Here is a 12224-nt window from a genome sequence, read left to right as displayed (position 1 = left end):
GGTCTCGCGCAGCGGCACCGGGCAGGCCCAGCCTTCGAAGTCCAGCCCGAGATCCGGCCCTACGTCCAACTCGACGTCCGGCCCGACGTCCGAGGCGGCGGACAGCGCGTTCGCGGGGGCGGGTACGTGATTCTTCGTCTCAGTCACTTCGCATCGACCAGTTCCAGTCGGCGGTACGTGTAGTACGCGGCGCACGCGCCCTCGGAGGACACCATCGTGGCGCCCAGCGGATTCCTCGGTGTGCACTCCCTGCCGAACGCGGGGCACTCGTGCGGCTTGATCAGCCCCTGGAGCACCTCCCCCGACCGGCACAGCGACGACTCGGCCGTACGGATCTCCGTCACGTCGAACCGCAGCTCGGCGTCGAACTCCCGGTACTTCTCCGCCAGTCGCCAGCCACTGGCGGGGATCATCCCGATGCCGCGCCAGGTCCGGTCGGTGACCTCGAAGACGTCCCGCAGCATCTCCATGGCGGGCAGGTTCCCCTCGGCGCGCACGGCGCGGGGGTAGGCGTTCTCCACCTCGTGCCGGCCTTCCTCGAACTGGACGACCGCCTTGCGGACGCCTTCGAGGATGTCGAGCGGCTCGAACCCGGTGACGACGATGGGCACCCGGTACTTCTCCGCCAGCGCCGGGTACTCCGACGTCCCCATCACACTGCACACGTGTCCGGCGGCCAGGAACGCCTGCACCCGGCAGGTGGGGGACTCCATGATGGCGGCGATCGCGGGCGGTACGAGGACGTGCGAGACGAGCAGGGAGAAGTTGCGTACGCCCAGCCGCCGCGCCTGGTGGACGGTCATGGCGTTGGCGGGGGCGGTCGTCTCGAAGCCGATACCGAAGAAGACGACCTCCCGGTCGGGGTTCTCGCGGGCCAGTTTCAGCGCGTCGAGCGGCGAGTACACGACGCGTACGTCACCGCCCGCGCTCTTCACGGAGAACAGGTCCTGGCCGCTGCCCGGCACCCGCAGCATGTCGCCGAAGGAGCAGAAGATGACGCCGGGGCGGGCGGCGATCGCCAGCGCCCGGTCGATGATCTCCAGCGGGGTCACACAGACCGGGCAGCCCGGTCCGTGGATCAACTCGATCCGGTCCGGGAGAAGTTGGTCGATGCCGTGCCGGATGATCGAGTGGGTCTGCCCGCCGCAGACCTCCATCATCGCCACCGGACGGGTGGAGACCGCGTGGATCTGCTCCAGCAGCCGTTCGGCCAGTTGGGGGTCGCTGAATTCGTCGAGGTACTTCACCGGTCGGTTCCTTCCGCCGTGTCACGCTGTCGGGCGGCCAGTTCGAAGCCGTCACCGAACTCCTCCTCCAGGAGTCCGAGCTTCTCGAAGGTGGCCAGGGTCTGCTGGGCCGACTTCTCGTCGAGCCGTTGAATGGCGAAGCCGACATGGACGACGACGTATTCGCCGACCGCCGCGTCGGGTACGTACTGGAGGCAGACCTCCTTACGCACACCACCGAAGTCGACCTCCGCCATCAGGGTGTCGTCGACCTCGGCGGTACGCAGGACGCGCCCCGGAACTGCCAGACACATGGTGCCTTCCTCACTCCGCGGGTCATCGCGGGTCGTCATCGGTGGTCATGGGTCGTCATGGGTCATCGCGTTCGCCGGGTGTGGGTGGGATTCGCGTGCGCCGTCAGCCGCCCGACGCCGCGATCAGTAGTTGGCCGAAGGCGAGGCCGCCGTCGTTGGGTGGCAGCAGGCGCGGGCGCAGCACGGTGAAGTCCCGCTCCTCCAGGGCCTGTTGTGTCGCTTCGAGGAGGACGGCGTTCTGGAAGACCCCGCCCCCCAGCGCCACCACCCCGAGTCCGGTCTGCTCCCGGCACAGCTCGGCGAGGTCGGCGGTGAGCCGGGCGACGGCCGTGTGGAAGCGCGCGGCGATCAACTCCGGTGCGATGCCCGCCCGTACGTCCGACACCACCGCGCGGACCACCGGACCGGGATCGGCGACGACCGGCTCGCCCGGGCCCGGCGCCGGGCGCGTGCCGAAGGCGTAGCCGCTCCCGGCGGGCTCCGGTGGTGCCGCCCGGGCCAGCCCCTCCAGCTCGATCGCCGCCTCCGCCTCGTACGCGACCTCGTGCCGCACCCCCGCCAGCGACGCCACCGCGTCGAAGAGACGGCCCATGCTCGATGTCGGTACACACCCGAAGTCCGTCGCGAACTGGTGTGCCAGTACGCCCCGTTCGAGGGCCGGGCAGGCCGCCACCGAGGGCAGCTCCTTCTCCCAGGCGACCCCCGCGGCCCGCAGATGCGCGAGCGCCATCCGGTACGGCCGCAGCACACTCGCGTCGCCGCCCGCCAGCGGCACGTACGCCAGGTGCGCCGCCCGCCGGAACGACTTGTAGCCGGCGATCAGGGCCTCGCCGCCCCACACCGCGCCGTCGGTGCCATGGCCGGTGCCGTCGAAGGCGAAGCCGATGACGCTCTCGCCGGGGCCGAGACCGTGCTCGCCCATCACGGACGCGATGTGCGCGTGGTGGTGCTGTACGGTGCGCACGGCCCGGCCCCTGGCGTGTGTACGGGCCCAGACGCCGGAGCGGTAGCCGGGGTGCCGGTCGGCCACGAGCTGTTCGGGCGCGACGCCGGTCAGCAGCGCCAGATGGTCCGCCGTACGGGTCAGCGCCTCGACCGTGGAGAGGTCGTCCAGGTCGCCGACGTGCTGACTGACCCAGGCGTAGCCGCCCTCGCCCAGCGCGCAGGTGTTCTTCAGATCGGCGCCCGCCGCGAGCAGCGGCGGCACCTCGAAGGGCAGGGCGAGGGGGAGCGGCGCGTACCCCCGCGATCTGCGCAGGGGCAGTTCGGCGTCGGCGACGAACCGGCTGACCGAGTCGTCGCACGGCACCTGGATCGCCCGGTCGTGCCGCAGCCAGGCGTCGACCAGCGGGGCGAGTTCGCTCAGCGCCCTCGCGTCGTCGGTGACGATCCGTTCGCCGGAGCGGTTGCCGGACGTCATCACGAGCGCGTCGGGCCCGGGGGCGTCGCCGTCGAGGCCGAGGAGAAGGACATGCAGGGGGGTGTAGGGGAGCATCAGCCCGAGATCGGGACTGCCGGGGGCCACGGCGTGCGCGACCCCCCTGTCCGGGGCGGGCGTCCGGCGGGGGAGCAGCACGATCGGCTTCCGCGCGCCGGTGAGCAGCGCGGTCCCGCCCTCCGTGAGCGTCACCAGCTCCCCGGCGACGCCGAGGTCCGCGACCATCACCGCGAAGGGCTTGCCGCCCCGGTGCTTGCGGCGGCGCAGCCGGGCGACCGCCGCTTCGTCGCGGGCGTCGCACGCGAGGTGGTAGCCGCCGAGTCCCTTGACCGAGACGATCCGCCCCTCGGCGAGCAACCGCCGTGCCGCACGCAGCGCTTCGTCGCCGTGCAGCGGTGTTCCGCCGTCCTTGGCGATCAGTTCGAGACGGGGGCCGCAGGCGTGACAGGCGATCGGCTGGGCGTGGAAGCGGCGGTCGCGCGGGTCGCCGTACTCCGTTCGGCAGTCCGCGCACATCGGGAACGGCGCCATGGTCGTCGCCGCGCGGTCGTAGGGCAGGCCGGTGACGATCGTGAACCGCGGTCCGCAGTGGGTGCAGGTGATGAAGGGGTGGCGGTGGCGACGGTTCTCCGGGTCGCGCAGTTCGGTCAGGCAGTCCTGGCAGGTCGCGACGTCAGGGGAGACCAGGGTGCGGGCCCGGTCGCTCGCGCTGGAGTCCTCGATGGTGAACCCGGCGCCGCCGACGAGCGGCAGGTCGGTCTGCGTCACGGACTCCACGACCGCGAGCGGGGGCGGCCGGTCCCGCAGACGCCGGCCGAACTCCGCCACCGCTTCGAGGTCACCCTCGACCTCGGCGAGCACCCCGGCGCCGGTGTTGGACACCGCGCCGACGAGGGCCAGTTCGGCGGCCGTGACATAGACGAAGGGGCGGAAGCCCACGCCCTGGACGACGCCGCGCACCTCGAACCTGCGGCGGACACGGGGCTGTCGGGGCGCCGGATCCGCCGCCGGATCCGCCTCCGGCTTCTCCGCCGAGCGGGCGCCGCTGCCCATCATCTCCAGCCCCGACAGCGCCTGCGCCGCCTTCGCCTCGTCGATGATCTCCAGAGCGAAGCCCATGTGCAGCAGGACCCAGTCACCGGCGGCCGGCGGCGCGTCGAGCATGCCGACGTTGACACGGCGCCGGGCGCCCTCCACGTCGACGAGGGCGAGCTGGCCCGCGTACCCCTCGACGGTCTCCACGACTCGTCCGGGAATGCCGAGACACATGCGATCAGGACCTCCGGGGCCGGTCGGGCGCGGATGTGAGGGCGGGGTCGGGCTCCGAGGACGGTGCGGCTCCGACGGCCGGCAGCCGGCGGATCAGCTCCCGCACCGCCGACACCGCCCGGGGGACGGCCGCGGCGACGGCCTCGCCGAGACCGATGCCCTCGTCGACACCGGCCGGGGTGCAGCCCACGAGGTGGGTCAGCGGGAGCGTACCGCCTAGTTGGTGCAGATTTGCCAGCACCGCGACCGGATTCATACCGTGTGCGTCGAATTCACCCGTACCGAGGTCGTCCGGGCCGATCCGAAGCACCGTCAGCTCACCGGGTGGCCCGCCCCCCGGATACGCGTCCACCAGCACCAGCGCGTCGTACCCGTCGAGCAGGTCGTACGCGAGGTGCATGCCCCGGATGCCGTAGTCGACGATCCGGACCCCGGGGGGCAGCGGCGGCCCGGGGTCGGCGGCGAGCCGCCGCACGACCTCGGGGCCGAAACCGTCGTCGCCGAGGAAGAGATTGCCGATGCCCGCGACGAGCACGCCTCCGGTCATGTCAGGACCGGCTCTCGGCGCACGGTCGCGCTGGTCGTTCCTGCCGCGCGCTCACATGGAGCGCATTCTCAGGTACCTGCGGATGTCGGGGATCGAGCGCACGCCGACGGCGACGGCGACCGCCGCCACGGCGGCGACCACACCCGTGGTGATCAGTCCGAGGAATCGCACGATGGGTTCTCCTTCCGGAACTCCGGTGACGGGGGATCGGGGATGGGCGGGCCGGGATCGCCGGCGGGCAGCGGTTCCAGCTCTTCGGGGGCGAAGTAGAAGTAGCGGCCGTACCAGTCGTGCAGGTCGGCCGCCGGGTCGTCGACGAGGACGAGGGCGACATGCACACCGCCGTCCACGTCCGCGAGCACAGCCGTCACCCGTGCCACCTGACCGGCGAAGAACAGGTCCTGGGCGTCGGCGCGGCGGGTCGGACGCACGCGTACGAGACTGCCCTTGGCGACCCGGACCCCGTCGACCATCACGCTGTCGGAACCCGGTGACACGGCGGCGTCCGCCGCCGGATCCCACCACGGGGCGCCCCCGGTGTCGAAGCCGGCGGGAGCGGCGTCCCGCGCGTCGCCGGTGAGCTCCGCCGCGCCCGGGCCGGTCGCCGCGCCCGGGCCGGTGACCGGACCGTGCGGGTCGCGCAGCAGGCCGTGGAGCCGCTGGAGGTCCCCGGGTGTCATCGCGTCACAGCGGTCGATGATCTCGCGGGCGCGGGGATCGGTGGCCCGGGCCTCCGCCTTCTCCCGCTCCGTCATCGTCATCACCCGGAGCGTCAGGATCTCGTCGATCTCGGTCGAGTCGAACAGGGCGCCCGCGCTCTGCTCGGCGATCTCCGGGTGGTCGTAGAGGATGATCGGCGCGCCGAGCACCGTGTCCGCGGAGCCCTTCGCCCCGGCCAGGACCGGCCAGCAGCGGTGCTGTGCGCACCGGGCCGCCGCGGGGGCCGCCGCGTCCGGGGGCTCGCGCAGGGAGACGAAGCGGGCGCCCCGGGCCTGGAGGAGCAGGTGCGTGCCGATCAGCGAGACGCGGATCGCGGCGTCCTTGCCGGCGACGGTCCCGGCGTGCTCGTTCTCCACCGAGACCGACAGCCGCAGGAATCCGTCGTCCTGCCGGGTACGGGTACGGACCCGGGCCACCAGCGGCTCGCGGCGCCGTACGACCGCGCCGACCGTCACCCCGTCCGCGTCCGTCAGGGGCTCGATCTCCTCGCCCCCGGCGACCGTACAGAGCTGATCGCTCGCCCCGTTCAACGGGACCGCCCCCAGGTCGATCTCCCGCTCGACCGCCTCGTCCCAGCTCAGCACCGCCACACCGGCCACGGTGAGTTCACCGACGGCCACATGGCCGCCGTCCTCGGTCCGCCGCCGTACCTCGCGCACCTGATGCTGGAGGAACCGCAGCCGTACCGTCACCTCGGCCGTCCTCGGCGCGTCGGCCGGGACCGCGAGCAGGCACTCCATCGCCATGTCCGGATCCTCGGCGAAGCTCGCGGGGGTCGCGGAGGGCGGCCCGAGGACACCGAACTGCCAGCGGGACCGGTTCTTGTGGGCGCTGGCGCGATACGGGTACAGCAGGTAGCCCTCGTACAGCACCGCGTCGGCGACCTCACGCACGTGGTCGAGGCCCACCGGAGTCGTCCCGGTCACCGGACCACCTCGTCGAGATCACCGGAGGCGGCAGCGGCGCACGCCCCCACGCCTCCGTCCGCACCCGCGCCGGCCAGCAACGTCCGCACCGTCTCGTCCCAACTGATCAGCCCGCGCCGCTCACGGAAGTCCGCGAAACCGGCGAGCACGTCGTGATCCAGCCTGATCCAGCCGGAGTGCGGGAAGTGGAACGCGATCAGTTGCCGCCACACGGCGACCGGCAGCTCGTACCGCGCCTCACGGTCCCAGGGCACCTGCCGCACACCGAGCCCCGAACGGCCCCCGCCCCGGGCGAAGACGGTGCCCGAGAACAGCAGGCTGATCGGCACCGTCCCGTCCTCCCCGAGCGCGTGCAGATAGCGGGAGCCGACGACGTCGAAGTCGTAGGTGCAGGGCAGCGCGAGATCGACCTCGGTGGAGCCGGTGAACCCCTGCACCGTCGTGTTGCACTGCATCCACAGGAACGGCCGGAGCGTGTCCGGCCACCGCTCCCGCTCCCCGAACAGGCCCCGCAGCCCGTCCTGTTCGGCCTGGTCGTACGGGCGGCGCTGCGGTTCGACACGGACCTGGCAGCGCAGCACGATCGCATGGACCGGCTCGTCGGAACCGTCCTCGATCCGCAGCCGCGCGGTGAGCTGCGGAGCCGCGCTGTACGGCTCGGCGACGATGTCGCGTACGGAGAACTCCAGGCCGGGCGCCACGGGACGGCTCATGAGGAACCCTCCGCGGCCGTCGCGCCCGTCGTCGTTCCCGCCGCCGTCCGCTCCGGGTGCGCGGGTCTGCTGCGCGCCCTGACCCGCTCGAAGAAGGCGTCCATCGCGGCGTGCGCCTCCTGGCCGCCGTCGAAGCCGCGCCACACCGCACGCAGCCGTCCGACCAGTTCGTAGCAGGCGTCGATCGGCACCAGATGGCACGACGCCACGCCCTCGCGTCCGTCCCGTCCGGTACGGCGCACGAGCAGCGCCTCGACATCGGCGCGCACCACCGCCAGTTCGGGGGCGGCGGCCACCAGCGTGGTCCAGGCGTCGAGCGGCAGTTCGGACTCGGTCGCCCCGGCAGGGCCTGGGTAGAACGCGACGGTGCGGTCCTGGGCCGAGTTGCGGAACAGGAAGGCCAGCCCCACCGGGATCTGCAGCTCGTCCCAGGCCCGCGCGTCCAGCGGGAGCCCGTCGAAGCTCAGATACCGGTCGGGCACCGCCCGGTAGCGCAGATGCGCCCCGTCCTCCGTGAACAGCAGGTAGCAGGCCCGGCAGGAGCACATCAGGCCCCGGCTCTCCAGGTTCACCACATGCTGGTGGTCCGCACCGACCGGCGCGGCGCACATCTCGCAGCGTTCGCCGGTGACCGGCTCGGGGCGGTTGCGGGTGACCCGCAGCAGCGTCGCGACCGGTGACCTCGAACGGCCCGTCGGCGCGCTCATGTCGCGACCGCGGGCGCGGCCGGTACGGCGACCGAGACCGAGGCCCCGTCCGCCAGTACGGGCAGCGGGTCCAGGTGCGCGCCGTCCGCGTCCGTGTCGACACAGGCACCGGCCCGCCGTACGTCGTAGTGCGCGCGGCAGGCCGAGCACCGCAACACCCCGTCCCCGGCGCCGCCGCCCAGCCGCCGGGCCAGCGTCGCGCCCTTCATCGGCTGCTCGCACCGGGCGCACCGGTCACGGAAGGCGAACACGTCGGGGCCGATCCGGCAGGCCACCACGGGGAACCCGGCGGCGCTCAGCCGCTCGACCCCGCCGGACTCCAGGGCGAGCAGCGCCGGCACCTGCTGCCAGCTCGCCCCCGAGCCGCCGGCCTCGGCATCGGTGCCCGTACCGGTGTCCGTACCGTCCGGAGCCGCTGCGCGCAGCCGCGAGAACAGCGAGTCCACCGGCACCAGCGGACCCGGCGCCTCCGGTGGATCGGCCGCGTCCTCCACCTCGATGGCGCTGATCTCCGGCGCCGCCGCCTCGACCGCGCCCCGCACGGCGAGCGCGAGCGTGGCGGAGGAGGACGGGCAGCCGTCGCAACTGCCCAGCAGCCGCAGCCGTACGGCCCCGTCCGCCGTGACGCCGAGCAGCTCCACGTCACCGCCGTGCGAGCCGAGATACGGCCGGACGCTCTCCAGCGCGTTCTCGACCCGCGTCTCCACGCTGTACGGGTGCAGTCCGTGCACCAGCAGCACACTGGCCACCAGATCGTCGTCGGCGAGGGCGGCCAGGACCTTGTCGTCCAGCCCGCCGTGCTCGTGGACGAGGTCGAGCAGCCGCTCCAGGCCGGCCCCGTAGAAGTCGGTGACCAGCCGGACCAGCTCCTCGCCGCGCTCGCGCGCCGCCGGGCCGCCCGCCGCGCCGGCCGAGATCAGTGCGTCGATGCGTTCCCCGGTCGCCCGCCAGACCTCGGACGGCGCGGGCTCGTGCGTCTGCCGCTCCGCCATGTCACTCACTGCCCGCGGACTGCGTGGGCGAGTGCAGCAACTCCAGCTTCTTGCCCTCACCGAGATACATGTGGACGCCGCAGGGGAGACAGGGGTCGAAACTGCGTACCGTACGCATGATGTCGATGCCCTTGAAGTTCTCCCGGTCGTTCTCCTCGAAGATGGGCTGGCCCTGCACCGCGTCCTCGTACGGTCCGGGCGTCCCGTAGGAGTCACGCGGGCTCGCGTTCCACGGGGTCGGCGGGTACGGGTGGTAGTTGGCGATCTTGCCGTCCCTGATCACCATGTGGTGCGAGAGCACCCCGCGCACGGCCTCCGTGAAGCCGCAGCCGACGCCCTCCTCCGGCACCTCGAACTTCTCCCAGGTCTTGGTGCGGCCGGCCCGGATCTCCCCGAGCGCCTTCTCCGCGAAGTGCAGCGCGCAGGCCGCCGCGTACGCCTGGAAGTAGGTGCGCGCCCGGTTGCGCTCGATGGTGTTGCTCCAGCGCGGGACGTGCCACTCGAACTCGACCGGGCCCTTGGTGGCGGTCTTGGGGAGGTTGATCCGCACACTCTTGCCGGTGGCCTTGATGTAGCCGATGTCGACCAGGCCCGCCAGCGCGGTGGTCCACAGCCGGGCGAGCGGTCCGCCGCCGGTGTCGAGCGCGAGGTAGTCCGTGCCGTCGAACCAGCGCGGCGACATCACCCAACTGTACTTGTCACCCAGGTCGCGCTTCTGGGGCTGCGGGTTGGTGTGCTGGTTCCACGGATGCCGCCGGTCGACCGGGTTGCCGAGCGGGTCGTGGGTCACGAACATCTCCTGCTCCTCCCAGTCGTTGTAGTACGACGAGCCGAGCAGGATGCGGATACCGAGGTTGATCTTCACCAGGTCGGTGGTGACGAGCTTGCCGTCCACGACGACACCGGGGGTCACATACATCTTCCGGCCCCAGGCGGTCATGTCCCGGTACTCGAAGTTGCAGTGCTCCGGGTCCTGGAAGGAGCCCCAGCAGCCCAGCAGGATACGGCGGTTGCCCACCTGTTCGTAGCCGGGCAGCGCCTCGTAGAAGAAGTCGAAGAGGTCGTCGTGGAGCGGCACGACCTTCTTCATGAACTCCACGTAGCGCTGGAGACGGGTGATGTAGTCCGTCATGAGCTGGATGGTCGCCACCGTGCCCACGCCACCGGGGTAGAGCGTGGAGGGGTGCACGTGGCGGCCCTCCATCAGACAGAACATCTCGCGGGTCATGCGGCTGACCTGGAGGGCCTCGCGGTAGAACTCGCCGGTGAACGGGTTCAGCGCGCGCATGATGTCGCCGATGGTCCGGTGCCCGTGGGCGTCGGCGTGCGGCGAGGGGGTGCGATTGGCCTGTTCGAGGACGCCGGGATTGGTCTCGGCGACCATCTTCTCGCAGTAGTCGACCCCGACCAGATTCTCCTGGAAGATGTTGTGGTCGAACATGTACTCGGCGGCCTCGCCGAGGTTCACGATCCACTCGCCGATGTGCGGGGGCTTCACGCCGTACGCCATGTTCTGCGCGTAACAGGAACAGGTGGCGTGGTTGTCACCGCAGATCCCGCAGATCCGGCTGGTGATGAAGTGGGCGTCGCGCGGATCCTTGCCCTTCATGAAGACCGAGTAGCCGCGGAAGATCGAGCTGGTGCTGTGGCACTCGGCGACGACCTTCTGCTTGAAGTCGATCTTCGTGTAGATGCCCAGACTCCCGACGATACGGGTGATGGGATCCCACGCCATCTCCACCAGCTCGTCTTTACCCTGGCTCGTCGTCGTCATGATGAGGCCGCCTCTTTTTCCTTTTCGGTGCGTTACCAGGTGCGGGTGGCGCCGGTGGTCAGTTTCTTGCCGCGGGTACGCCACTTGGGCTCGCGGTCGAGGGTGTGCGTGGTGATGTTCCGCAGCCGCCGCATCGTCGAGCCGTACAGCCCGACGGCATTCGTGGAGAGCTTTCCGCCGGGAGGCTCGTCCATGAACGGCATGAATTTGTCGGGGAATCCCGGCATGGTGCAGCCGATGCAGATTCCGCCGACGTTGGGGCAGCCGCCGATACCGTTCATCCAGCCGCGCTTGGGCACATTGCATTTCACGGTGGGGCCCCAGCAGCCCAGCTTGACGATGCACTCGGGCTGGCCGTACTCGGTCGCGAAGTCGCCCTGCTCGTAGTAGCCGGCCCGGTCGCACCCCTCGTGCACCGTACGGCCGAACAGCCAGGTCGGACGGAGCGACTCGTCGAGGGGGATCATCGGGGCCTGGTCGGTGGCCATGTAGAGCAGATAGGTGAGCGTCTCCGACAGGTTGTCCGGCTGGATGGGGCAGCCGGGGACGCACACGATCGGGATACCCGCCTTGGACTTCCACTCCCAGCCCAGGTAGTCCGGCACGCCCATGGCGCCGGTGGGGTTGCCCGCCATGGCGTGGATGCCGCCGTACGTGGCGCACGTACCGACCGCGACGACCGCCGTGGCCTTGGGCGCGAGCCGGTCGAGCCACTCACTGGTGGTCATCGGCTGCCCGGTCGCCGGGTCGTTGCCGAAGCCGCACCAGTACCCCTCCTCGTGCAGCTTCTCGTTGGGGATCGACCCCTCGACCACCAGGACGAACGGTTCCAGTTCGCCCCGGTCGGCCTTGAAGAACCATTCGAGGAAATCGTCGGCGCCGCCGGTGGGGCCGCACTCGAAGTCGATGAGCGGCCAGTGCACGGCGATCTGCGGCAGGCCGGGCAGCGCGCCGAGCGCGATTTCCTCGATGCTGGGCTGCGTGGCGGCGGTGAGTGCCACCGAATCCCCGTCGCAACTCAGTCCCGCATTGATCCACAGGACATGGATGAGAGTGTTCTCCGCTTTTACCGCTGCTTCTGTCGGCATAGCCCGCTGCCTTCCGGGATGGGACCGCCCGATACCAGTGAGGGTGGCGACACTCACCTTGCTACCATCTAGAATCCGCCCGGTTGTTCTGTCAACACGAGATTGTTCCGGGTGACCATCCATTAGCCCCGGTTCGGCCGGGGCCGAATGGGTGAGTGAGGGAAAGCTGGCCATTGATGCATGAATTGTCAATCACCCAGAGCGTGGTCGACGCGGTGTGCGAGCGTGCCGCGGGAAGACCCGTGCGTACCGTCCGGCTCCGGGTGGGGGCGCTGACCGCGGTGGTGCCCGACGCGATGCGGTTCTGCTTCGATCTGACCACCGCGGGCACGGTCGCCGAAGGCGCCCTCCTGGAGATCGACCAGCCCCCCGGAACGGCGCACTGCCGGGCGTGTGAGCGGGACTTCACCCTGACCGATCTTGTATTGCTGTGTCCGTGCGGCAGCGCCGACGTGAATATCACGTCGGGGCGGGAGCTGCAGATCGTCTCGATGAGAGTGGGCTGACCCC

At 71.1% G+C, this 12224-nt stretch carries 12 protein-coding genes; 1 reads left to right on the top strand and 11 read right to left on the bottom strand.

Translation table 11 applies throughout. The annotated features are described in order from the left end of the window. Nucleotides 1–143: 143 nt before the first annotated feature. The 11 genes from hypD to ACIO3P_RS31465 all read right to left on the bottom strand — a co-directional run bounded on the left by hypD (nt 144) and on the right by ACIO3P_RS31465 (nt 11714). On the bottom strand, nt 144–1247 hold the full coding sequence (gene hypD / locus ACIO3P_RS31515; RefSeq protein ID WP_401849962.1) for a hydrogenase formation protein HypD: 1104 nt from the start codon (nt 1245–1247) through the stop codon (nt 144–146). After that, nucleotides 1244–1540: a HypC/HybG/HupF family hydrogenase formation chaperone gene (locus ACIO3P_RS31510; protein ID WP_329826595.1), complete on the bottom strand. Its 297-nt coding sequence runs from the start codon at nt 1538–1540 to the stop codon at nt 1244–1246. The genes hypD and ACIO3P_RS31510 overlap by 4 nt, the downstream gene beginning before the upstream one ends. Before the next feature lie 103 nt (nt 1541–1643). Further along, on the bottom strand, nt 1644–4247 hold the full coding sequence (gene hypF / locus ACIO3P_RS31505; protein ID WP_401849961.1) for a carbamoyltransferase HypF: 2604 nt from the start codon (nt 4245–4247) through the stop codon (nt 1644–1646). A 4-nt stretch (nt 4248–4251) separates the two neighbouring features. Continuing rightward, nucleotides 4252–4794: a hydrogenase maturation protease gene (locus tag ACIO3P_RS31500; RefSeq protein ID WP_329826597.1), complete on the bottom strand. Its 543-nt coding sequence runs from the start codon at nt 4792–4794 to the stop codon at nt 4252–4254. A gap of 51 nt (nt 4795–4845) precedes the next feature. Then, nucleotides 4846–4965: a DUF6893 family small protein gene (locus tag ACIO3P_RS31495; protein ID WP_401786930.1), complete on the bottom strand. Its 120-nt coding sequence runs from the start codon at nt 4963–4965 to the stop codon at nt 4846–4848. After that, nucleotides 4947–6440, bottom strand: a complete 1494-nt coding sequence (locus ACIO3P_RS31490; protein WP_401849959.1) for a hypothetical protein — start codon at nt 6438–6440, stop codon at nt 4947–4949. The genes ACIO3P_RS31495 and ACIO3P_RS31490 overlap by 19 nt, the downstream gene beginning before the upstream one ends. Next, on the bottom strand, nt 6437–7153 hold the full coding sequence (locus tag ACIO3P_RS31485; RefSeq protein ID WP_329826599.1) for a DUF6084 family protein: 717 nt from the start codon (nt 7151–7153) through the stop codon (nt 6437–6439). Before ACIO3P_RS31485 ends, ACIO3P_RS31490 begins: the two co-directional genes overlap by 4 nt. After that, nucleotides 7150–7860, bottom strand: a complete 711-nt coding sequence (locus ACIO3P_RS31480) for a DUF5947 family protein (protein WP_329826600.1) — start codon at nt 7858–7860, stop codon at nt 7150–7152. Before ACIO3P_RS31480 ends, ACIO3P_RS31485 begins: the two co-directional genes overlap by 4 nt. Further along, the gene (locus ACIO3P_RS31475; RefSeq protein ID WP_401849957.1) at nt 7857–8852 is read right to left on the bottom strand and encodes a NifU family protein; all 996 of its coding nucleotides are present in this window, start codon (nt 8850–8852) and stop codon (nt 7857–7859) included. Before ACIO3P_RS31475 ends, ACIO3P_RS31480 begins: the two co-directional genes overlap by 4 nt. 1 nt (nt 8853) lies before the next feature. Continuing rightward, nucleotides 8854–10626: a nickel-dependent hydrogenase large subunit gene (locus tag ACIO3P_RS31470; RefSeq protein WP_329826602.1), complete on the bottom strand. Its 1773-nt coding sequence runs from the start codon at nt 10624–10626 to the stop codon at nt 8854–8856. Nucleotides 10627–10658: 32 nt separating this feature from the next. After that, nucleotides 10659–11714 (bottom strand): hydrogenase expression protein HypE, encoded by a 1056-nt coding sequence (locus ACIO3P_RS31465; RefSeq protein ID WP_329826603.1) that lies wholly within the window; start codon nt 11712–11714, stop codon nt 10659–10661. A 176-nt stretch (nt 11715–11890) separates the two neighbouring features. Here ACIO3P_RS31465 and ACIO3P_RS31460 point away from each other — a divergent pair, with 176 nt between their 5' ends. After that, entirely contained in the window at nt 11891–12220 is a 330-nt protein-coding gene (locus ACIO3P_RS31460; protein ID WP_329826604.1) for a hydrogenase maturation nickel metallochaperone HypA, read from the top strand. Nucleotides 12221–12224 lie beyond the last annotated feature (4 nt).

Origin of the sequence: Streptomyces sp. NPDC087310, from assembly GCF_044744405.1 — a bacterium.
Lineage (GTDB): Bacteria > Actinomycetota > Actinomycetes > Streptomycetales > Streptomycetaceae > Streptomyces.
This window is presented reverse-complemented; position numbering and strand designations above follow the sequence as displayed.